This is a genomic window from Mycobacterium florentinum (genome assembly GCF_010730355.1).
Lineage (GTDB): Bacteria > Actinomycetota > Actinomycetes > Mycobacteriales > Mycobacteriaceae > Mycobacterium > Mycobacterium florentinum.
Genome location: NZ_AP022576.1, coordinates 285,966 through 310,225, shown reverse-complemented (window position 1 = coordinate 310,225; position 24,260 = coordinate 285,966). Strand labels below are relative to the sequence as shown.

Here is a 24,260-nt window from a genome sequence, read left to right as displayed (position 1 = left end):
GTGAGCGTCATTGCTACTCCTTTGCATGCACCGACAGCCGCCGTGCGCTCGCTGAGCGTAGGCATTTTTCCAACAGCGTGTCAACGATTTGTAGCTGACTTCTGTCAGCTATGAAGTCAGCTGTCCGTCCCTGCTAGCTGCGAGTCTGCGGTCAATCAGCCAGAATTAGTCCCAAGTCGGGCCACGCCCGACGCAAACCGGTGAGCCGAAGTAGCTATATTGCTGACTTAAGTCAGTGCTATAGTCCACGAAACGTACTCGATCAGCCTCGATGACGCGGAGGGTTCGTGAACCTGCCGAAGCTGCGCCAGCGCGATGTGGGCGGCATTGCCACGGCCGCCGGCGAAAGCGACTCTGCCCTACCGGGGCTGAGTATCGACGAGCACCTGGAGCGATCCGGGCTCGCGCAGCGCCGAGCCGATAGATGGCTGATCTCCGGCAGCCTGCTGATCGGCACCGCGGCCTTGGGTGTCTTCGGCCTGCCACTGTTCCTGCGGGGTGTGCAGTTGCTGCGCCGCGCGCAGCGCGATGGGCTCTCGGTGCGACCGATGCTGGTTACCTTGCTCGGCTACCTCGTCATCATCGACGCCGCCATCAATACCGTGGGATGGGCACTCGACCTGGTGGCCAACCACACGATTCTGGCCCGCGTGCTGCTCAACGGCTGGGGCAACATGTTCGATGCCGGCTACTTCTGGCACTACAACGAACTCTGGGTCGGCGGCGCGGCCGGCCCCGGCGAAAAAGCCATGGAGGTCGGCCTCATCCTGACCGTCTTCACGATGCGCATCGCCGCCGCCATCGGCTTCCTGCAGATGAAGCGCTGGGGTCATCAGTGGATGGTCGTCACCTGCTGGATGGGCGTGGTGATCTGGACTACCTACGTGTTCAACATGACCATGTTCGCCGACGTGCGCTTTGCCGGCGTTGTGTTGCCGGTGGTCGGCTGGTGGCTCTACGACATCTTCTACATCACCCCATTTCTCGCCATCCCCTACCTGCACACCGTGAACCGCGAGCTCTTCACCGACTGAAAGCCTCTGATGACCGTCATCACCGTGCGCCGTCCGGGGGCCTGCGACCCGGATGCCTTCGCCGCCAGTCACATTCACGCATCAGTCGAGTCGCATCGCTGCACCGAGGAGGTCAAATCATGGATTACGTCTGGGAGATTCTTCGCTACGTCGCCGCGTGGGGCGGCACCGGCCTGATCATCTGGTTCTGGTACTGGATGTTCTCCAACATCGGCACGTTCTGAGCGCGTCCGGTTGTGCCGATGACTGACGGCCCCGATGCCCACGCCATGGCGCTGGAACGAAGTTGCGCCGTGACGGCGGTCGCGCTCAGCGAGCAACGCCGCGAAGGCGCCCGGCTCGTTACCGGCGCGCGACGCGGATTTGGGCTCAATACGGCGCTGCGCTTCGTTCACATCCCCTACCCCGCACCGCCCGATTGGACCCGCAGAACGCTGACATGCGGTGTGGCCCTGCAATGTTCGCCGTCGAAAGAGCGCATTACCGAATATCGCTTGAACGAGCTGTCCGCTCGTGAACTGCGCGCGCTCACACTTGTCGAAGCCCAAGTCGCCCTGGGCTGGATGGCGTCCCGTTGGCCGGGACTGTTGCCCGAGATGCGGCGCGTAGTACCGGAGATGGATGCCGAGGACGCTGACATGACCGCCCAGGAGATGCTCAACCGCGCCCTCGAGCTGGCGGCCACGGGGCGGCCGTTGACCGTTCCCGCGCTGCTGGGCGCCTTGCCGCTGGCCCACACCATGCCGCAGGGTTTCACCGACAAGTTGCGACGCAGCTTCGGCCGGATGCCCTGGACCACAACACAGCAGCGCGTGCCGCGGCCGTACTCGGTTGCCGTCGGTGGCGACGGCGGCGTCCGCAATCCGAACCTGCCACCGCCGAGCCGCCCACAGGACAACGACCTCGACATCACGCCGGACCACCGGCCCGGAATTCCGTATCCCGAATGGAACTCGTGGACAAAGAGTTTCATGCGAGATCACGTCGCGGTTCTGGAGCGGGCACACACCGGCCTCACTCGCCAACCCGCCTCCATCTCCGCCGACCTTCGGAAATGGTTCGAAGAACACACTCATCGCACCATGAAGAATCGTCTTGAAGACGGCTCCGATCTGGACGTCGAGCAATACGTCAGGCACTACATCGACACCGTGACGGGCGAGGCGCGCCAACCACGGATTTTCCGTGACCTGCTGCCCGGCAGCCGCGATGTCACCACCGCTTTGCTCCTGGACGGGAGTTCATCGTTGGGAGTGCACGGCGGCCGCATCTTCCGGTTGGAATTAGATTGTGCGGACGCACTTTCGCGCGCGATGAACCGCGCCCGCGAACGCCACGGCATCTTCGTGTTCACCGGCAACACCCGGCACCGAGTCGAAGTCCGCTGCCTGAAGGACTTCGAGGATCGGCGCTTCGTACGGCCGGGCGCTCTCGGGCTGCAGACGGGTGGGTACACCCGACTCGGTGCGCCGCTTCGCCATCTGACGAGCCGGCTGCTCGCGGAGCCGTCCGAGCGACGACTGCTGATCGTCATCGGTGACGGCCTGATATCCGACGAAGGCTACGAGGGCCGCTACGCGTGGGCGGACGCCGCGCACGCCGTCGAGGAGGCCAACGACGCTGGCGTGTCGCTGTACTACGTCGGTGTCGGACCCACTCGGGTCGATCCTCTCCCGAAGGTGTTCGGACCTCGTCGATCCCAGCGCATCCGGCGAATCGAGGAACTCCCGCGGGTGCTGGCCCACGTGCACCGTGAGCTGGTCGCCGCATGATCCACCGCCTACAGGGGGAACGATGAGCACCGACACGTATTTCGCGAACGGCAACGAAGTTCAGCTCTTCGAACAGGCATACCAGCGGCGCTTGCCGGTCATGCTCACCGGTCCGACGGGGTGCGGCAAGACCAGGTTCGTCGAGCACATGGGCGTGCTGTTGCGCCGCCCCGTGGTCACGATCAGCTGCCACGACGACCTCACCAGCTCGGACCTCGTCGGCCGGTTCATGGTGACCGGTGGTGACGTCGTGTGGACCGATGGCCCGCTGACCCGGGCGGTGAAGGCCGGTGCGATCTGTTACCTGGACGAGGTCGTGGAGGCTCGCCACGACTCGCTGGCGATCCTTCATTCGCTCACCGATCACCGTCGCGCCCTGTATCTGGACCGGGCCGACGAAGTAGTCAGGGCCCCAGAGACATTCATGCTGGTGTGCTCATACAACCCGGCGTACCGCAGCTCCCTCAAGGAACTCAAACCATCCTTCCGTCAGCGGTTCGTCACGCTGGGGATGAATTACCTGCCCGCCGACCGCGAGGCCGAGGTGATCGTCGCCGAGACCGGGGTAGAAATGACGACGGCCGTGCGGCTGGTGCAATGCGCGATCGCCATCCGCACCGCGGACGAGGCGTTTCACTTCGAGCCGCCGTCCACCCGGGTATTGGTCACCGCGGCACAGTTGATCGCCGCGGGCGCAAGCGAATTGGACGCCGCCGACGCCTGCATCCTGGCCCCGCTGAGCAGCGACGGCGCCATCAACGACGGGCTGCGCGAGGTTGCGGCAGCCCGGCTGGCCACCTCGAACACCTGAGAAAGGAAGTACTGGCCATGAACCAACAGGAGCAGAAGCGCAAGAGGGCGCTGATCGTCTTCCAAATAGTCATCTACGGCTACCTCCTGGCGATGTTCGGGATCCAGCTGTACATGTCCTTTGCTCGTGGGTGGTGGGACCTGTGAATCTCCCCCTGCTCAAACGGCCTTCGAGCACCCGATCCACGGACGGCCCGGTCAGCCTCGAGGATCACCACGACGAATCCCGGCAAGCCCAGCGTCGTGCCGACAAGTGGATGATCGTCGGCGCCGCCTTGATGGGCATGTGGGCACCGGGCCTGATCGGCTTTCCCATCTTCATGCGCGGCGTGTGGCTGCAGCGCCAGGCACTGCGCGCCGGCCTGTCGGTGCGGCCGATGATCGTGACGCTGATCGGTTACCTGACCCTGATCGACGGCATGCTCAACAGTCTGGGGTGGGCCCTGGACCTGGTCGCCAACCACACGCTGATCAACCGGGTGTTGATGGTCGGCTGGGGCAACATGTTCGACGCGGGCTACTTCTGGCACTACAACGAACTCTGGGTGGGCGGCGCGGCGGGACCGGGCGAAAAGGCTTATGTCGCAGGGCTGATTTTCACGGTGTTCTCCATGCGGGTGGCCGCGGCGATCGGGTTCCTGCAGATGAAGCGGTGGGGCCATCAGTGGATGGTCGTCACCTGCTGGATGGGCGTGGTGATCTGGTCCGCCTACGTGTTCAACATGACCATGTTCGCCGACGTGCGCTACGCCGGCGTCGTATTTCCGGTCATCGGATGGTGGCTCTACGACATCTTCTACATCACTCCGTTCCTCGCGATTCCGTACCTGCACACCGTCAACCGCGAAATCTTCTCCGACTGAACCTGGCTCAACGGAGCCCAGAAAGGTAAGCCATGACCACCACGTCACCTACCGAAGAAAAAGAACCGGCCCCCGACCTCGAGCCGGGCACCACGCCGTACTACGCGCGCATGCACAAATGGATCAAACGGGCCGTCTTGGTCTGCCTGGTGGCACTCGTGATCGAAGGCGCCTTCACGCTGCCGTTCATGGCGGTGTACTACGGCTACCCGACGCTGAGCCTGACCGAGATCTGCAGTGAGCTGCTGAAGATCCGCTACTCCAACGACACCCTGGAGTGCAAGTACCCCTACCCGCCGTTCGGCCCGCCCGAGGGCGCCGAGGGTAAGGCCACCGCGCAGGACGTGTGGGGTATCCAGCCGATACCGAAATACCACCGGCTGGGCTTTCGAGAACTGGTCCGCATCCATAACGATCGGCTGGCCCGCCAAGCCGCACAACAGCATTCGGCGCCGCATCCATGACGTATCGCGTCATCCAGTGGACGACCGGCAATGTCGGCACGAAGTCGGTGCACGCGATCGCCGAAAATTCACAGCTGGAACTTGTCGGCTGCTACGCGTGGTCTCCCGACAAGGTCGGGCGCGATGTCGGTGAGCTGTGTGGCATCAAACCCATGGGCGTACGCGCAACCCACGACGTCGACACGCTGCTGAACCTGAAACCCGATTGTGCGGTCTACAACCCGATGTTCGCCGATGTCGGCGAAGTGACCCGCATTCTCGAAGCGGGGATCAACGTCGTGACCACATCGGAGTTCATCACCGGGCATCAATTGGGCCGTGACCGGGAACGAATCGTTCAAGCATGTGCGCGCGGTGGCTCGACCATCTTCGGTAGCGGCATCAACCCGGGTTTCATCCAGCTCTTCGCGATCGTGACGGCCGGTATCTCCGACCGGGTGGACCGCATCTGCATCGTCGAATCCTTTGACACCACTATCTACAACTCTCCCACGACCGAGATCCCGATGGGTTTCGGCTATCCGATCGACCAGCCCGATCTGCCTGCGATCACCGAGAAGGGATCCGGCATCTTCCGCGAGGCGGTGCACCTGATTGCCGACGCCCTCGGGGTCGAACTCGACGACGTCCGCTGTGTTGCCGAATACGCGCACACCACGCAGGATCTGCTGTTGCCCGGTGACTGGATCATCAAACAGGGTTGCGTCGCGGGCATCGATGTTCGCTGGAAGGGATTTCTCGGTACGCGCGAGGTGGTAGAGGTTCGCGGCGTGTGGACCAAGGGCCAAACCCTGGACCCGGCCTGGTCGACGAACTTCGGTTACACCGTCACGGTCGAGGGCCGGCCAACCATCAAGAGCACGTTGAGTTTCGAGCCCCCGGCGGACTTTGCCGGCGAATCGATCGACGACTACATCATGCTCGGCTTGACCATCACGGCCATGCCGGCGATCACCGCGATCCCGGCTGTGGTCGCGGCGCCGCCCGGGATCGCCACGTACAACGACCTGCCCCTGCTGCTTCCGCGCGGCGTCCTGCGCGCAACTGAAAGGACGTGCACATGACCGCCACCACCGGTGCGCCCAGCATCTTCGAGGCAGGACTTCCCGCGCTTGAGTACGACGTCACCGAATCGCCGCACGCGGTCCGCGATCGGATTCGGGCGGCACAGCGGCGGGCGCCGATCGCCATCGGACCGTTCGGTCCCGAAGTGCTCTCCTACGATCTCGCCCGAAACATTCTGCGCGACACCCGATTCATCATCCCCCCGGGGCTTCATCTCAGCGCACAAGGCGTGACATCGGGACCACTCTGGGACCGGGTCGTCGGAAGCATCATCTGCGCCGAAGGCGCCGAACACCATCGGCTGCGAAGCCTGGTATCGCGGGCATTCACGCCGCGGGCCATTGCACGTCTGGACGAAACCATCGGCGAAGTGATCACCGAGCTGATCGACAAGGTTGCCCCCGCGGGCCGCTGCGACGTCGTCACCGACATCGCCCGGCACTACCCCATTCCGATCATCTGCGCTCTTCTTGGTGCCCCGCGCGCGGATTGGACGCACTTTGACCGATGGGCCGAAGAGATCTTCAAGATGGTCAACTTCTCGGTCAATCTTGTCGACGAAATGCCGGCCGTCCTTCGGGGCTGGGCCGAACTGGATGCGTATGTCGATGAGATGGTCGCCGACCGCCGACAGAATTTGACCGACGACCTGCTCTCCAATCTCATTCGAGCCGAGGACGACGGCGACCGGCTCAACGCCGACGAACTGCGGTTGACGGTGGCCGGTTTACTGCTCGCCGGAACGGATACCACCCGCAATCAGTTGGCCGCGTCCATGCAGGTGCTGGTCGACCACCCGGAGCAATGGGCCTTGTTGCGTGATCAGCCGGAACTGGCCACCTCGGCGGTCGAGGAAAGCATGCGGCACTCCCCCGCCGTCTGCAACACCGTCCGCACCGTGAACGAGGATGTCGAGTTGGGCGGCTACAGCTTCCCCGGCGGCACCTATATCTTTGTGAATTCCTTTGCCGCAAACCGTGATCCGGACATCTATCCGGACCCCGACCGGTTCGACATCACCCGCAAGGACGCGCCGGCGGTGTTGACGTTCGGCGGCGGGGTGCACTACTGCCTCGGCGCGAACCTGGCCAGACTGGAGCTGGCCGAAGGGCTGAAGATTTTGGCGCGGCGCATTCCCGACGCCCGCCGCGCCGGACCTGCCCCGTGGAAGCCGATGCTGGGCATGAGTGGACCGACAAGTCTGCCGATAGAGTTCGGCTCGCGACGATGAGCGACTCGTCGCGGTTGCACCACGTCGTCTTCGCCGTCGCCCGCGAACGGCACGACGCCGTGGGAGAACTGTTCAGGGAACTGGGTTTCAGCTTCGAAGAAATCAGTCTGGACGAACTCGGGCTTCGCGTGCTCCTGGACTGGAATCGGGGCGTCGAACTGATCAGTCCGAACGCGGAATCCACCGCGACGGTGGCGACTTCGGTGCGCGAATTCCTGGCGAGCCATGGTGACGGTGTCTACACGGTCGTGGTCCAGGTTCCCGGAGCGTCGGACGCGGAGAATATCGCCCAGCGTTACGGCTCGACAACCCGTTTCCGGCAAGGCTTCTCCGGCGACGGTAACTATCTCGAGGAAGTCGACTTGTCGGTGTTCGGATTACCACTGACTTTCCTGTCTACCAACCTGCCATGAGCATCGAAAGGGAACGAGGCATGACCGAGGGTATCCCGGTACTCGACTTGACCGATCTGCCGATGTCGTTCGACCGGGGTGCCGGCTGGGCCGCATTGCGGGATGCCGGCCCCGTGGTGCTCAGTGACGGCTGGTACGCCCTGACCCGCCGCGCTGATGTGCTTGCGGCACTGCGTAATCCGAGCGTGTTTTCGTCCAAGAAAGCATTCGAGGTGGTCGGCAGTCCGCTGCCGCTGGTGCCGGCGGCCTTCGATCCCCCCGAGCACACCCGGTTTCGGCGGATTCTGCAGCCGTTCTTCAGCCCGCACGCGCTCGCCGCGATCCTGCCGTCGATTCAGGCCCAAGCCATCGACATCATCGACTCGATCGCGCAACACGGCGAGTGCGAGGTGATGTCCGAGCTGGCGACTCCCTATCCGTCGCAGGTATTTCTGACGTTGTTCGGCCTGCCGCTGCGGGATCGCGAACGACTGATTCGGTGGAAGGACGCCATCATCGAACTGAGCATTCCGAATGCCGCCGGCAAATCCCCTGACCTGACACCAGCCTTGGAGCTGTTCGCCTACCTCACCGAGGCGGTCGCCGAGCATCGGCAGCATCCGGGCGACGACGTGCTGTCTGCGGTGCTGGTGGGCGAGGACGCGCTGACCGACGACGAGGGGCTCGGAATGGCCTTCTTCTTTGTGCTGGCGGGTCTGGACACCGTCACGTCGGCCATCGGTGCGGCCATGCTCGAATTGGCACGCCGTCCCGACCTGCGCACCCGGCTTTGCGAAAATCCGGAGACCATCGCTGTTTTCGTCGAGGAGATCGTCCGCTTGGAATCGTCGGCCCCGGTCGTCCCCCGGGTGACGACCGAGGACGTCACCATCGCCGGCATCACCTTGCCGGCGGGTTCTCGGGTGCGGCTGTGCCTGGGCGCGATCAACCGGGACGGCAGCGACGCGACATCCGGTGATGACCTGGTGCTCGATGGCCGGGTGCACAAGCACTGGGGCTTCGGTGGCGGTCCGCACCGCTGCGTCGGCTCTCACCTGGCGCGAATGGAGATGAACGTCGTCGTGACCGAATGGCTCAAGCGCATACCCGATTTCGAGCTCGCACCGGGGTACCGGCCCGAGATCATCTGGCCGTCCCCGACCAGCACGTTACCGCGGCTGCCGTTGAAGAACCTGGCTCAGAGCACCTGAATTTCGCCGGTGGTTCCGTCGACCTCGATCAGAGCGCCCGACGGCAACGCCTTGGTGGCTCCCTCGACGTCCACCACACAAGGGAAACCGAATTCGCGGGCCACCACCGCTGCATGCGACATCGGTCCGCCGAGCTCGGTCACGACGGCCGCGGCATAACAGAATGCCGCGGTGTAGCCGACGTCGGTGACGGCCGCGACCAGGATTTCGCCGGGCAGCAGGTCATCGATGGTTTCGGGCCGCACGATCCGAACCCGGCCACGCACCCGTCCCCCGGACACGCCGACACCGCGTAAGGTCCCGCCGCTGGTCAGGGCCGGCGAGGACGCCGTGATGGGCTGCCAGCTGCCGCTGAACACGGTCGGAGGAGCGACGGTGACCAGTCTGCGATGCTCGGCCCGTCGCCGTGCCACCAAACCCGCGACGTCGGTGGGCAAAGCGTCGAGCTCGTCGACCAACAGGTAGAACACGTCATCGATGGAGTGAAAGATCCCGGCGCCGACCATCCTGCGCCCGTACTCCCGCAGCAGATCGCGCAGCACCCAGTTGGCCCGCACCACCTTGTCGCGACGGGCTTCGCGATCACGGAGTTGGCGTGCGGCCAGTAGTGCTACCGGTTTGGCCCGCAATGGAACCCGCGGATACAGCGGCTGTGACGAGCCGGGCGCGCTCATCGCTTTGGCCACCATCCGGACCAGCAGCTCGGGGTCGTCCGCGTAGCTGGTCGACAGCATCTCCAGCTCCGCCGGGCCACGGTGCCCGATCAACGCCAGCTCGGCCAGCACCGCGGCATGAAACTCCGGCGCATCGACGGCCAACTTGTCCAACCGCTCCCCCGGTTCGTTCAGTATCCGAGCCACGTTCGGATCCCGCTGTGCCGCAATCACCAGTCGCTGCATGGCCTCGACCGAACGAGCACTGACCAGTTCCGGTCCCGCCGGCCCGAAGGTGTCTCGCCCGCACAAGCCGCGCAGCAGCACATTGAACGCGGCGCAGAGCATGAACGACGCGGAGGCGAGCACCCACCCATGCACGACGTGGTCGCGTGCCAGCGCGATCAGGCTGGCCAGCCGGCGGTCGTCGAGCTGGGTGACTTCGTCGGTCAGCCGTTCCAGCCGGTCGACATCGGCGATGAAGTCTTCGGTGTCGCGCGTGGCGCCCGAGCTCAAGCCCACCAGATTGACACCGAACACGCCGATGTTGCGGCCGTTGCGCAGTTGCTTTCGGGCCCAGCTGATTTCGGCAGGACGCTGTTCGCCGAAGATCGGCAGCGAGGCCATGCTGGGGCCGAAGAAGCCGCTGTTGCTGACGATCATCGACGGCTTGGCGAACGGCACGGTCTCGGCCATGAAGTGCGCCGAGGTGATCGCCCCGTACAGCCGATGCGCGAACACCGCCACGGTGCGCATGGCGATTTCGCGCTGCACCATTCCACCCGGCCGCAGTCGCCCGGCGATCGTCACGCCGCCGGCACGCAATCCGCGTACGGTGGCCGATGCCGAGGCGGGCGAAAACGGTCCCGGTAACGCTTCGGACAGGTTGGTGGCCAGGAAAGTGGGAAAACGCGGGTCGATCGGGGTGTCGAACTCCCCGTTATCTCCCTGCGGGCCAGCCAATCTGGGTGTCACACCGTCGTCTGCCGCCGCATCGACGGCGGGCAGGTCGGGAATGTTGGCAAGCCGCCACGGCAACGCCACGATCCGGTTGCCCACCGTAACGCGGCCGCGTACCGCCTGCGCGAAGTCCTCAATGGATTCGGCGCAATCCCAGGCCGGCTGGAATCCCCACTGCTCACGCAACCGCGAGGTATCCATCAGCGGGGCAGTTCGGACCAGCTCCAGTTCGCCGCGTCGCCGCGAAGACGTCAACGGGCCGCTGAACCGCACCAGCCGGCGCCCCAGCCCGGCCGCGATCTGACGAAACGTCTGCTCGCCGGCGGCAGCCAGATTGACCGGGCCGCTGGCGATTTCGGTATCCAGAATGGCTTGGCCGAACAACCGCAGCGCATCGTCGAGGTGCACGACCTGCATGCGGCGGTCGGCGGACCCGTCGGGAAACACCGGCAGCGCGAACAGTCGGCGCACCCAATTGTCGACATTGCGTCCGACGATGAGCGCAGAGCGGACCGCGACCCATTCGGCGTCCGTTGCGTCGAGCAGGTCCTCGACGCGGGCCTGGTGTACGCCGTCGGTCAGCACCGGAACCATCGGTTCAAGTTCGGTTCTTCGCGTGTCGGCGCGGCCATAGACGTGTGCGGATGACGCGAAAACGATTCGCCGGGAACCGGTCTCGGCCATCGCCTGCAGAACGTTGAGCGTGCCACCGACATTCACCTCGTGGCCGATACGTTCGTGAGGTCCGGGACAGCGTGCCCACGCGAGATGCGCGATGACGTCCGCGCCGGCAACGCCGCGGGTGACCGCGCCCGCGTCCCGGATATCGGCCTCGATGAAATCTGCGGCACTCGGCCAGCTTTCCGGCCGGTGCCGGGCAATCCCGACGACGTCGTGACCCTGGCTGAGCAATCGGGCGGTGAGACCGCGGCCGAGCACACCGCTGGCGCCGGTGACCGCGATTCTCACTGAATTCCGATTTTCATGGCTATTCGTCGTCGTCCATCAACGCGGCATTGACCAGGGCCTCGAGGTCCATGTCCGCGATGTCCTTTTCGGTGCTCTCCCCGACCGGCGCCGCTTGCGCGGTGCCGTCCTCGGCTGCCAGCGCGAGCAACAATTCCAGCACGCCCGCCTGCCGCAGTCGCTTCACCGGAATCGAGCCCACGACGCGCTGAATGTCGGCTTCCCCGGGCGCGGCGGCCGGAGTGCTTTCCTCCGACGTCCCGACGAGCTCGGAGTGCATGTAGCCGGCCAGCGCGGCGCAGTTGGGGTAATCGAAGATCAGCGTCGGTGAAAGCGCCAGACCCGTGGCGGACTTCAACCGGTTGCGCATCTCGACCGCGGTCAGCGAGTCAAAGCCGAGCTCTTGGAACGCACGGTCCGGATCGATCGACTCGGGGCTGGAGTTGCCCAGCACGGTGGCGATGTTGGAGCGCACCAGATCCAGCAGCACGGCATACTGCTCATCCTCCTGCAGACCCTCGAGGCGTTGCAGCAGAGCCGATTTCGACTTGGCCGCAGCCAGCGAATCGTCCACCTGGCGCCGGGTGGGCGCGTTGATCAGATCGACGAACATGGGCGGCAACGTTCCCCCGTCGAACTTCACCCGCAGCGCCGCAAGGTCGATGTGGGCGGGTAACAGGAACGGCGCGTCGACGATCAGTGCGGTGTCCATCAATTCCAGTGCCTGATCCGACGACATCGCGACGATGCCGTCCCGGCCGAACCGGGCCCGATCGGCGGCGCTCAGCGCGCCGGTCATGGCGCTGGTCTGATCCCACAAGCCCCAGCCCAACGCCATCGCGGGCAGGCCGTGCGCGCGCCGGTGCGCGGCCAGGCCGTCCAGGAACGAGTTGGCGGCCGCGTAGTTGGCCTGACCCGACGCTCCCGCCAACCCGGCCATCGACGAAAACAGAACGAAGGCAGAGACATCCAGGGCGCGGGTCAACTCGTGCAGGTTCCACGCCCCATCGACCTTGGCCCGCAACACCGCGTCCACCCGCTGCGGGGTCAACGAGGAAATGACTGCGTCATCGAGCAGCCCGGCCGCATGAATCACGCCGGACAGCGGTCGCTGCACCGGGATATCGGCGATCACCTTGGCCAGCGCCTCGCGATCGGCCACATCACACGCGACCACCTGCACCTGGGCGCCGGTCGCGCTGAGCTCGGTCATCAACTCCGCGGCACCGGGAGCATCCAGGCCACGCCGGCTCACCAACACCACATTGCGCGCACCATGCCGGAACACCACATGGCGGGCCAGCGCCGAACCGGCCATCCCGGTCCCACCCGTGATCAGCACCGTGCCGGCCAGCCAGCCGTCCGGCATGCTCATCACGACCTTGCCGACATGGCGAGCCTGACTCAAGTACCGCAACGCCGCCGGGGCGCGTCGCACGTCAAACCTGGTCACCGGCAACGGGTGCAGCACGTCGTCGCCGAACAGCGCGGCCAGCTCGTCGAGCATCTGCTGAATCCGCTCGGGTCCCGCCTCGAAGAGATCGAAGGCGCGATACCGCACACCCGGATGTTCCTGCGCGATCTCGCCGGGCTCCCGGATGTCGGTCTTGCCCATCTCGAGGAAGATCCCGCCCGGGGCCACCAGCCGCAGCGAAGCATCGACGAAGTCGCCGGCCAGTGAATCCAGCACCACGTCCACGCCACGTCCCGCGGTGACCGCCCGGAACTTGTCCTCGAATTCCAGGCTGCGCGAGTCGGAAATATGGTTGTCGTCAAAGCCCATGGCCCGCAACGTGTCCCACTTGCCGCGGCTGGCGGTCGCGAAAACCTCCAGACCCAGGTGCCGGGCCAGTTGCACCGCGGCCATCCCGACGCCACCGGTGGCCGCGTGCACCAACACCCGCTGGCCGGGCTTGGCCGCGGCCAGATCCGTCAGCGCGTAGTAGGCGGTGGCGAAAACCACTGTGGTGGTCGCGGCGGCGGTGTGCGACCATCCGGCCGGCACCTTGGCCAGCAGTCGCTGGTCGGTGACCGCGATCGTTCCGGTTCCGTCGGGGAACAGGCCCATGACGCGGTCGCCGATCGCGAAGCGGTCATCCGGCGATGAAGTCTCGACGATCACTCCGGACGCCTCGATACCCATGACCGCGTCCGGGTCGGGGTAGAGACCGAGCGCGATCATCACGTCGCGGAAGTTGGCCGCGATGGCCGACAGCGCAACCCGAACCTGTCCGGGCCCCAGCGGCGCGTCGGCGTCGGGGATCCGTTCCAGTCGCAGGTTCTCGAATGTGCCGCGACTGCTCATGCCCAGCCGCCACGCGCCGTCGCCCGGCGGCACCAGCAGACCGCTGACGGCGCGGCTGCCGTGGACGCGGGCGATGTATACCGTTGCGCCACGCAGCAACACCTGCGGCTCACCGCCGGCCAGGACCGCGGCCACCGCCTCGTCGTCGAGCGGTCCGTCGGTATCGACCAGCACGATGCGACCCGGATGCTCGGTCTGCGCCGAACGCACCAAACCCCACACCGCGGCACCCGCCAGATCGGTGACGTCCTCCCCCGGCAACGTCATCGCGCCCCGGGTCGCCACCACCAGTGTCCCCGCCCCTTCGCGGGCCAACCACGACTGCAACACCGGCAGCACCGCGCGGGTGGCGCCGTACACCCCGGTCAGGATGTCATCGGCGACCGGCGCGGACTCGAACACGACGGCCGACCGTTGTCCCTCGACGGCCTCGGGTTCCGGTGCTCCCCAAGCCGATACCGATACCGGCGGCACCGAGGACGACGGCTGCGCGATCCAGTCGACTTCGAAGAGCCGGTCCGGACCCGAGTTCGACACCGCGGCCAGCAGTTGCTGATCGGTCACGGGCCGGGCCACCATCGAAGCCACCGAAAGCACCGGCAGTCCAAGGCCATCGGCGAGCTCGATCGAGACCGCCTGATCGCCCACCGGGACGATCCGCGCCCGCACCGCCGCCGCGCCCGCGGCGTGCAGAGTCACCTGCTGCCAGGAGAACGGCACCATCATCGAGCCTTCGGCGATCTCGTCCCCGGACGCCAGGATCACCGCGTGCAACGCGGCGTCGAGTATCACCGGGTGGACACCGAAACCGGCCACCGACACCCCGGCATCCGCGGGCAGCGTCACTTCGGCGAACAATTCCTCGCCGCGACGCCACATCGAGGTCAGGCCGCGGAACGCGGGCCCGTACCCGTATCCTCGCTCGGCCAGCCGCTCATAGCCGTCGCCGATGTCGACCGGAACCGCACCGAGCGGTGGCCAGGCCGACAGGTCCGCGCTCGGTTCGGCCGACCCCGCGCGCAGCACGCCCTCGGCGTGCAGCGACCAGCCGGATCCCGCCTCGGCCCGCGAGAACACCGACACCGCACGGGCGCCCGCGTCGTCGGCACCGCCGACCACCACTTGGACCGCGACCGACCCGCCGGCCGGCAACACCAGGGGCGCCGCAAGATTCAGCTCCTCGACAACTCCGCAGCCCACCTCGTCGCCGGCGCGAATCGCCAACTCGACGAATCCCGCTCCGGGGAACAGCACGACGCCGCCCACGGCGTGATCGGTGAGCCAGGTCTGCAGGCCGGGCGACAACCGGCCCGTGAGCACAACTCCGCCCGACGCCGGCAACTCGACCACCGCACCCAGCAAGGGGTGTTCGCCGGCCACCAGGCCCAGGCCGGCCGCGTCGGCCCGGGCGCCGTCGCCGGCGAGCCAAAAGCGGCGTCGCTCAAAGGTATAGGTGGGTAGCTCGACGAAATTGGCCCGGCCGATCGCGGCGCGCCAGTCCACCTCCATCCCGGCGGCATACCCCTGCGCGAGCGCGTTGGTCAGGGTGTCCGGCTCCGGGCGATCCTTGCGCAGCGCGGACATCGTGATGATCGGTGCGTCCGCAAGCGTCTCCTCGATCGATGCCGTCAGTCCGCCGCTGGGCCCGAGTTCGAGGAACCGGGTCGCGCCGGCCGAGTGCGCGAATCGCACGCTGTCGGCGAATCGCACCGCCTCGCGCACGTGCCGCTTCCAGTACGCCGCGGTGGCGTAGTCGTCCCCGGCCAGCTGACCGGTCACGTTCGACACGATGCCGATGGTGGGCTTGCCGATGGCGAGTCCGGCCGCGACCGTGCCGAATTCATCGATCATCGGATCCATCAACGGAGAGTGGAACGCATGCGAAACGGCAAGTCGGTGCACGCGGCGGCCATCGGCACGAAGCCGCTCGGCGATCGCGCTGACCTCGTCTTCATCGCCCGAGAGCACCACCGAGCCGGGTCCGTTGACCGCAGCGATGCCGACGCCGTCCGAGGGGGCCAGCAGCGGGCGCACTTCGTCTTCGGTGGCCTGGACCGCGATCATCGCCCCGCCCGCCGGCAGCGCTTGCATGAAGCGACCCCGGGCGGCCACCAGTACCGCGGCGTTCTCCAGCGACAGGACACCGGCGATGTGCGCCGCCGCCAACTCGCCGATGGAGTGTCCCATCACGAAATCGGCTCGCACACTCCAGGATTCGAGTAACCGGAACAGAGCGACTTCCACCGCGAACAGCGCCGGTTGGGCGAATTCGGTGGTGTTCAACAGGTCTTCGTCGTCGCCCCAGACCACGTCGCGCAAGGGACGCAGCAGGTGCCGGTCCAGTTCCGCCACAACGGCGTCGAACGCCTCGGCGAATACCGGATACCCGGCGTGCAATCCCCGCCCCATACCCAGAATCTGGGAGCCCTGGCCCGGGAAGACGAAGACCGTCTTGCCGCCGGTTGTGACGGTGCCCCGCACGACTGATCCGGCCTCGCCGGTGGCCAATTCGTCGAGGCCGGCCAACAACTGGTCGCGATCGGTACCGGCGATGACGGCGCGATGCTCAAAGTTCGACCGGCCCGCCAACGACCACGCCACATCGGCGACATCCAGCTCGCCGGCGCGGCGCAGATACGCGGCCAGTCGGGCCGCATGAGCGCCCAACGCCGACAAGGACTTTGCCGATACCACCCACGGCAGCATCGGCGCCGTGCGCTGGGCGACGACCTGCTCGACCTCGGCGGGGGCAGCCTCGATGATGACGTGGGCATTGGTGCCGCTGATGCCGAATGACGAAACCCCCGCGCGGCGAGGGTGATCCGCCGACTCGGCCTTCCACGGCCGCGCCTCGGTCAGCAGCGACACCGCGCCCGCCGACCAATCCACGTGCGGGCTGGGCTGATCCACGTGCAAGGTCGCCGGCAGCAGCTCGTGGCGCATCGCGAGCACCATCTTGATCACACCGGCCACGCCCGCGGCGGCCTGGGTGTGACCCATGTTCGACTTGATCGATCCCAGCAGGAGCGGTTCGGCACGGTGTTGCCCGTAGGTCGCCAACAGTGCCTGGGCCTCAATGGGATCACCCAACGTGGTTCCGGTGCCATGGCCTTCCACCACGTCGACCTCGGCCGGGGACAACCCGGCGCTGGCCAGCGCCGCGCGGACCACCCGCTGCTGCGACGGGCCGTTGGGGGCGGTCAACCCGTTCGAGGCACCATCCTGGTTGATCGCCGAACCCCGCACCACCGCCAGCACCGGATGACCCAGCCGACGCGCATCCGACAACCGCTCGACGACGAGCATGCCGCCGCCCTCCGAGAATCCGGTGCCGTCGGCGGCTCCCGCGTACGCCTTGCACCGGCCGTCCACCGACAAGCCGCGCATCCGGCTGAACTCCACGAAGATGTCGGGTGTGGCGTTGACCGTGACGCCGCCGGCCAGGGCCAGGTCGCACTCGCCCGAACGCAGCGACTGCGCGGCCATGTGCAGCGCCACCAACGACGACGAGCACGCCGTGTCCACCGACACCGCCGGGCCCTCCAGCCCCAGTACATACGACACCCGGCCCGAAGCCACGCTCGAGGACTGCCCGGTCAACCGGAAACCCTCCGCGGTCGGTGCGGCGCCGATCCCGTACCCCTGGGTGTAGATCCCGGCGAACATGCCGGTGGCGCTGCCGCGTAACGCACCGGGTTCAATCCCGGCTCGCTCCAAGGCTTCCCACGACAATTCGAGGAACATCCGCTGTTGCGGATCCATCGCCAGTGCCTCGCTCGGCGTAATGCCGAAGAAGGCGGGATCGAAGTCCGCGACACCATCCACGAAGCCACCGGTGCGGGTGTAGCAGGTACCCGGAACGTCCGGGTCCGGGTTGTACACCCCGGCGATGTCCCAGCCGCGGTCGCTCGGGAATTCGGTGAGCACGTCACGGCCCTCGGCCAGCATCTCCCACATGTCTTCGGGAGACGTCACCCCGCCCGGATAGCGGCATGACATGCCGACGATCACGATCGGGTCGTCGCCGGTGACCGCCGCGACCGGGGCAGGCGCGATTTCCTGCGGCACCCCGGCGAGCTCCTGACGGATGTAGCCGGCCAGTCCGTTCGGCGTCGGGTAGTCGAAGATCAGCGTGGGCGAAAGCGCCAGTCCGGTAGCGGTTTTCAGCCTGTTACGCATTTCGACGGCGGTCAGCGAGTCGAAGCCCAGATCCTGGAACGCCTTGTCGGGGTCGATCGCCTCGACGGTGGTGTTGCCCAGCACGGTCGCGATGTGAGAGCGGACCAGGTCCAGCAGCACGGCGTGCTGTTCGGGCTCGGAGAGCCCGTGCAGGCGATGCGACAGAGCGGATTTCGATTTCGCGGCGGCCAGCGAGTCGTCGACCTGGCGGCGGGCCGGCGCGTTGAGCAGGTCGGTGAACATCGGCGGCACCGCGGCCGCGTGCGCCCGCAGTGCGGCCAGGTCGATGCGGGCGGGCGCGATGAACGGCTCGTCGACAATCAAAGCCGTGTCGAACAATTCCATCGCATCGTCGCACGACAATGCCAGGATTCCGTCGCGGCCCAGTCGGGCGAGGTCGGCGGCGTCGAGTCCGCCGGTCATCTCGCTGGCCTGGTCCCACAGCCCCCAGCCCAGCGAGATCGCGGGCAGCCCATGTGCCCGCCGATGCGCGGCCAACCCGTCGAGGAACGTGTTGCCCGCCGCGTAGTTGGCCTGACCCGATGAACCCACCAGGCCGGCCATCGACGAAAACATCACGAACACAGACACATCCAGCTCGCGGGTGAGTTCGTGCAGGTTCCAGGCCGCGTCCACCTTGGCCCGCAACACCGCGTCCACCCGCTCGGGTGTCAGAGACGTGACCACGGCGTCGTCGAGCACACCCGCGGCGTGAACGACCCCCGAGAGCGGGTGCTGTGCCGGGATGTCGGCGATCACCGCGGCCAGGGCGGACCGGTCGGCCGCGTCGCAGGCGGCCACCTTCACCCGGGCCCCGGCCGCCTCCAGTTCGGCGACCAGCTCGGCGGCTCCGGCCGCGTCCGCGCCGCGCCGGCTCAGCAGCAGCAGGTTCTGTACGCCGTGGTGCGCCACCAGGTGGCGGGCCAGCGTCGAACCCGCCATCCCGGTGCCACCGGTGATCAAGACGGTCCCGGCTCCTTCTGGGCCCGCCGGCCCAGAAGGAACAGTCATGACGACCTTGCCGATGTGGCGGGCCTGACTCAGGTACCGCAACGCCGCAGGGGCCCGTCGCACATCGAAGGTCGTCACCGGCAACGGCCGCAGCACACCGGTCTCAAACAGTTTGGCGAGCTCGAGCATCCACTCGTGCATCCGCGGACGGCCCGGCTCGAACAGGTCGAAGGCGCGGTAGCGGACACCCGGGTACTCCCGGGCGACCACGCCGGGGTCGCGGATGTCGGTCTTGCCCATCTCGAGGAACACACCGCCCGGGGCGACCAGGCGCAGCGAAGCATCGACGAATTCACCGGCCAGCGAATCCAGCACCACGTCCATGCCGCGCCCACCGGTGACCGCGCGGAACTTCTCCTCGAATTCCAGGCTGCGCGAGTCGCCAATGTGGTCGTCGTCAAAGCCAATGGCCCGCAACGTGTCCCACTTGCCGCGACTCGCGGTTCCGAACACCTCGAGGCCCAGATGCCGAGCCAACTGCACGGCCGCCATGCCCACGCCGCCGGCGGCGGCATGCACCAACACTCGCTGGCCCGGCTTGACGTCGGCCAGATGGATGAACGCCATGTACGCGGTGGTGAAAACCGCCGAGATCGCGGCGGCTTCGGCGTAGGACCAGTCGGCGGGCTTGGGGAGCAGCAGGCGCGTGTCGCCGGGAACCAGTGTGCCGCTGCCGTCCGGGAAGAATCCGTAGACCGAATCGCCGACCGCGAATTCGGTGACCCCCGGCCCGATCTCGACCACCACGCCGGCGCCCTCGCCGCCGAGCAGCGCATCGTGGGTGAACATGCCCAGGGTGATCATGACATCGCGGAAATTGGTGGCGATCGCGCGCAGGGCCACTCGGACCTGGCCCGGCTGCAGCGGCGCGCCCGCATTGGGAACCGGCTCCAGGCGCAGGTTTTCGAAGGTGCCCGCGCTGCTGATGCCCAGCCGCCAAGGCCCGTCGGCGGGCGGCACCAGGATGCCGTCGACCGCGCGGCTGCCGTTGACCCTTGCGCTGTAACGGGTTTCGCCGCGCAACAATACCTGCGGCTCGCCGGCGGCCACGACGGCGGCGGTCGTCTTATCGTCAAGGGGCGCATCGGAATCCACCAGCACGATCCGGCCGGGATGCTCGGTCTGCGCCGAACGCACCAGACCCCACACCGCGGCACCCGCCAGATCGGTGACGTCCTCGCCCGGCAACCCCATCGCGCCGCGGGTGGCCACCATCAGGACTCCCGAGTCCTGTTCGGTCAGCCACGACTGCACGGCCGCCAGCGCCTGGTGGGTGCGCTGGTAGGTAGCCGTCACCGGATCGTCCTCGCCTGCAACGGATTCGAACACCTGGTGCGACGGAACCGGAGTGGTAGCGGCCGCCGCCTGAGTTGGTGACCACACCACCTCGAACAGCCGGTCCGGGCCCGAGCTGGAGAGTGCGGCGCGCAGTTGCTGCTCGTTGACCGGGCGGGCGACCATCGTCGCGACCGAGAGCACCGGCAAGCCCAGCCCGTCGGCCAGCTCGATCGAGACCCCGGACGGACTCGCCGGCGCGATCCGCGCGCGTACCGCCGACGCGCCCGCGGCATGCAGTGAAATGCCCTGCCAGGCAAAGGGCAACACCACGTCGCCGTCCGGGCCGTCGGCCGCCTGCGCCATGACCATGGAGTGCATTGCCGCGTCGAGCAATGCCGGGTGCACCCCGAACCCGCTGACGCCTCCGGCCGCGTCCGGCAGCCGCACCTCGGCGAACACCTCGTCGCCGCGGACCCACGCGGCGGTCAATCCCTGGAACGCCGGGCCGTAGCCGTACCCGCGCGCCGCGAGCTTCTCGTAGCCGTCCGCCGCGTTCACGGCGACCGCACCCACCGGCGGCCACACCGACAGATCGGCACTCGGCTCGACCGCAGCGGAGCTCAACGCCCCCTCGGCATGGCACACCCACGCGGACTCGGCGTCGGCGCGCGAGAAAATCGCAACACTGCGCTGGCCCGATTCTTCTTCCGCGCCCACCACGACTTGCACTGCCACCGAACCGAATCCGGAATTGGCGACCGGCAACATCAGCGGCGCCCGCAGCGTCAGCTCGTCGACCGTCGAACATCCGATTTCGTCTCCGGCACGGATGGCCAGCTCCACAAACCCCGCACCCGGGAACACGACCGTGCCGGACACGGCGTGATCGGCCAACCATCCCTGCAGGCTGGGCGATAATCTGCCGGTCAGCACCACCCCGCCCGAGGCCGGCAGATCGACGACCGCGCTGAGCAGCGCATGCTCGCTGGCGCCCAGTCCGAAGCCGGCGACGTCGGCACTGATGCCCTCGCCCGACAGCCAAAACCGGCGCCGGTCAAAGGCATACGTGGGCAGCTCGACAAAGCCGGCACCGTCCAACACCCCGCGCCAATTCACGTTCACGCCCGCCGTGAAGGCTGCGGCGGCCGACAGCAGGAACCGCCTCAGGCCGCCGTCGTCGCGGCCCAGGGTGGGAATGACGATGGCATCGGCGTCGCCGGCGAGGCCCGAGTCGTTGAAGGTGTCTTCGATGCCGGCGATCAGCGCGGGATGCGGGCTGGACTCGATGAATGTCCGGTACCCGTGCTCGCACGCGGTGCGCACCGCCTGGTCGAATTGCACCGTCTGCCGGATGTTGCGATACCAGTACGCGGCATCCAAACCGGCTGTATCCAAACGGCTTCCGGATACCGTGGAAAAGAACGCGACCCGTGAGGAACGCGGCTCGATGCCGGCGAGCGCCGCTGCCAGCTCGTCGCGAATCGCCTCGACCTCAACCGAATGCGACGCATAGTCCACATCGATGCGGCGGGTGCGCACCTCCAGGTCGGTGCAGAAGCCGATGAGTTCCTCGAGCGCAGCGACCTCACCCGACACCACGACCGCGGACGGGCCGTTGACGGCGGCGATGCTGATCCGATTGCCGTAGGGCGCCAACAATTCCCGCGCCCGCTCGGTGCTACACGCGATCGAGACCATGCCGCCGGAGTGGGCCAGCGAGCGCAGCAGTTTGCTGCGCAGTGTGACCACCCGTGCGGCATCTCGCAACGACAGCGCACCGGCCACGTAGGCCGCGGCGATCTCGCCCTGCGAGTGTCCGATCACCGCGTCCGGATTGACCCCGACCGACTTCCACAGTTCGGCCAGCGACACCATCACCGCGAAGAGCACCGGCTGCACGACGTCGACGCGATCCATGCCCGCGGCGCCGGGCGCGCCACGCAGGACGTCGATCAGCGACCAGTCGACGAACTCGGCGAACGCCTGCTCGCACGCCTCGATCTGCTGGGCGAATACCGGTGCGGTATCGAGCAATTCGATGCCCATGCCCACCCATTGGGAGCCTTGGCCGGGAAAGACGAAGACGTGCTTGCCCGCGGGCAGCGCCGCGCCCCGGATGATCGAACCCGCGGGGTCGTCGCCGGCCAATTCCGCGAGCCCGGCCAGCAACTGGTCGCGGTCACCACCGACCAGGACGGCCCGATGCTCGAAGGTCGCCCGGCCCGCCAACGACCACGCCACGTCGGCGACGTCGAGCTGGTCATCGGCGGCTACGTGTGCGGCCAACCGATTGGCCTGAGATGCCAACGACCGCAATGATTTCGCCGACAGCACCCACGGCACGACGGTGGGCGTCGCGGCGGGCTCCCTCGGCTCCCGTGGTTCTTGCTCCGGGGCGGACTCGACGATCACATGGGCGTTGGTGCCGCTGATCCCGAACGACGAGATCCCCGCGCGCCGTGGGTGATCCGCCGCCGGCCAGGGCCGCGCCTCGACCAACAACGACACCGCGCCCGCCGACCAATCCACGTGCGGGCTGGGCTGATCCACATGCAGAGTCGCCGGCAGCGTCTCGTGGCGCATCGCCTGCACCATCTTGATGACACCGGCCACTCCGGCGCCGGCCTGGGTGTGGCCCATATTCGATTTGATCGAGCCCAACCAGAGTGGCTCGCTGCGATCCTGGCCATACGTCGCCAACAACGCTTGCGCCTCAATGGGATCGCCCAAGGTGGTGCCCGTGCCGTGGCCTTCGACCACATCGACCTCGGCGGCAGACAACCCGGCATTGGCCAACGCCGCGCGCACCACCCGCTGCTGCGACGGACCATTGGGCGCGGTCAACCCGTTGGAAGCACCATCCTGATTGACCGCCGAACCCCGCACCACCGCCAGCACCGGATGGCCCAGCCGGCGCGCGTCCGAGAGCCGCTCCACCACCAGCATGGCGCCGCCCTCGGACCAGCCGACCCCGTCGGCCGCTCCGGCGTAGGCCTTGCACCGGCCGTCCGGAGCGAGCCCCCGGTGCCGGCTGAACTCGATGAAAACGGTGGGCGTGGCGTTGACGGTGGCACCACCGACCAGGGCCAGGTCGCACTCGCCCGAGCGCAGCGACTGGACCGCCATGTGCAATGCCACCAGCGACGACGAACACGCGGTGTCCACCGATACCGCCGGGCCCTCCAGCCCCAGCACATACGACACCCGCCCGGAGGCGACGCTGGAGGTCATACCGGTCAGCCGGTAGCCCTCGATCTCCTCGGCGAGCATGCCGTAGCCCTGCACGATGAGGCCGGCGAACACTCCGGTGGCGCTGCCGCGCAACCCGCTGGGGTCGATCCCACCGCGCTCCAATGCCTCCCACGACAGCTCCAGCAGCATCCGGTGCTGGGGGTCCATCGCGAGGGCCTCGGTGGGTGCGATGCCGAAGAACGCGGGGTCGAAGTCGGCGACGCCGTCGACGAAACCTCCGGTGCGGGCGTAGGTCTTGTGCCGGGCGTCGGGATCGGGGTCGTACAGGCCCGCCAGATCCCAGCCGCGATCGGTGGGAAAGTCCGAGGTCACATCGCGACCGTCGGCCACCATTTGCCATAGGCTCTCGGGTGTATCGACCCCGCCCGGGAAGCGGCAGGACATGCCGACGATCGCGATCGGCTCGCTCGAGCGCTCCAGCAGCGCACGGTTGGTGCGCTTCAGGCGGTCAACCTGGACCAGCGCTTTGCGCAGCGCCTCGGTCGCATGCTGGAGTTGATCCACCTCAGTACCCCTTGCCTACCATTTGGTCTCTCCCAAACGTGGGATGCCAACCACCGGCTGCCGAGTCACGGCAGTTGCTGCACGAAGCGGCGTCGTGCAGCATCCCGACCCAAGAATGTCGCTGGTGAGTATGGCCAACTCTGACAGGATTTCAAAACGCCCGATGCTCCCGGCCACTAAAGGAGGATCGGATTCGACGTGTGGAACGCCGTATCCGAGGGAAAGCGGGCGCGCCCGGTTCCGCTGCGGTCCCGCTGACCGCGCCGTCCGCCCGGCACGCCATCCATGGCGCGACTGTACCCGGCTAGCC

At 67.1% G+C, this 24,260-nt stretch carries 12 protein-coding genes; 10 read left to right on the top strand and 2 right to left on the bottom strand.

Features of this window, described 5'->3' with window-relative positions; all coding sequences use genetic code 11:
- Positions 1-287 precede the first annotated feature (287 nt).
- The 10 genes from G6N55_RS01480 (at position 288) to G6N55_RS01440 (ending at position 8,842) form a co-directional block, all read left to right on the top strand.
- The gene (locus G6N55_RS01480; protein WP_139826677.1) at positions 288-1,034 is read left to right on the top strand and encodes a hypothetical protein; all 747 of its coding nucleotides are present in this window, start codon (positions 288-290) and stop codon (positions 1,032-1,034) included.
- A 242-nt stretch (positions 1,035-1,276) separates the two neighbouring features.
- Complete coding sequence (locus G6N55_RS01475; RefSeq protein ID WP_085220349.1) at positions 1,277-2,806, top strand: nitric oxide reductase activation protein NorD; 1,530 nt, start codon at positions 1,277-1,279, stop codon at positions 2,804-2,806.
- Between the two features lie 22 nt (positions 2,807-2,828).
- Positions 2,829-3,617, top strand: coding sequence for a CbbQ/NirQ/NorQ/GpvN family protein (locus G6N55_RS01470; protein WP_085220350.1), 789 nt, complete (start codon positions 2,829-2,831; stop codon positions 3,615-3,617).
- Positions 3,618-3,634: 17 nt separating this feature from the next.
- Positions 3,635-3,763: a hypothetical protein gene (locus tag G6N55_RS30070; RefSeq protein WP_255377969.1), complete on the top strand. Its 129-nt coding sequence runs from the start codon at positions 3,635-3,637 to the stop codon at positions 3,761-3,763.
- Entirely contained in the window at positions 3,760-4,479 is a 720-nt protein-coding gene (locus G6N55_RS01465) for a hypothetical protein (RefSeq protein ID WP_085220351.1), read from the top strand. Before G6N55_RS30070 ends, G6N55_RS01465 begins: the two co-directional genes overlap by 4 nt.
- A 32-nt stretch (positions 4,480-4,511) precedes the next feature.
- Positions 4,512-4,943, top strand: a complete 432-nt coding sequence (locus tag G6N55_RS01460) for a hypothetical protein (RefSeq protein WP_085220352.1) — start codon at positions 4,512-4,514, stop codon at positions 4,941-4,943.
- On the top strand, positions 4,940-6,007 hold the full coding sequence (locus tag G6N55_RS01455; RefSeq protein WP_085220353.1) for an NAD(P)H-dependent amine dehydrogenase family protein: 1,068 nt from the start codon (positions 4,940-4,942) through the stop codon (positions 6,005-6,007). Before G6N55_RS01460 ends, G6N55_RS01455 begins: the two co-directional genes overlap by 4 nt.
- A complete protein-coding gene (locus tag G6N55_RS01450; RefSeq protein ID WP_085220354.1) occupies positions 6,004-7,239 on the top strand; it encodes a cytochrome P450 in 1,236 nt (411 codons plus the stop codon). Before G6N55_RS01455 ends, G6N55_RS01450 begins: the two co-directional genes overlap by 4 nt.
- Positions 7,236-7,652, top strand: coding sequence for a hypothetical protein (locus G6N55_RS01445; RefSeq protein WP_085220355.1), 417 nt, complete (start codon positions 7,236-7,238; stop codon positions 7,650-7,652). Before G6N55_RS01450 ends, G6N55_RS01445 begins: the two co-directional genes overlap by 4 nt.
- A complete protein-coding gene (locus G6N55_RS01440; RefSeq protein WP_232078893.1) occupies positions 7,649-8,842 on the top strand; it encodes a cytochrome P450 in 1,194 nt (397 codons plus the stop codon). The genes G6N55_RS01445 and G6N55_RS01440 overlap by 4 nt, the downstream gene beginning before the upstream one ends.
- On the opposite strand, the gene G6N55_RS01435 is transcribed toward G6N55_RS01440, so the two are convergent.
- Positions 8,830-11,424: a sugar epimerase family protein gene (locus G6N55_RS01435; RefSeq protein ID WP_085220357.1), complete on the bottom strand. Its 2,595-nt coding sequence runs from the start codon at positions 11,422-11,424 to the stop codon at positions 8,830-8,832. The two genes, G6N55_RS01440 and G6N55_RS01435, sit on opposite strands and share 13 nt — an antisense overlap.
- 19 nt (positions 11,425-11,443) lie before the next feature.
- Positions 11,444-23,950 carry a type I polyketide synthase gene (locus G6N55_RS01430; protein WP_085220358.1) on the bottom strand — a complete coding sequence of 4,169 codons (12,507 nt, stop codon included), beginning with the start codon at positions 23,948-23,950 and terminating at the stop codon, positions 11,444-11,446.
- Positions 23,951-24,260 lie beyond the last annotated feature (310 nt).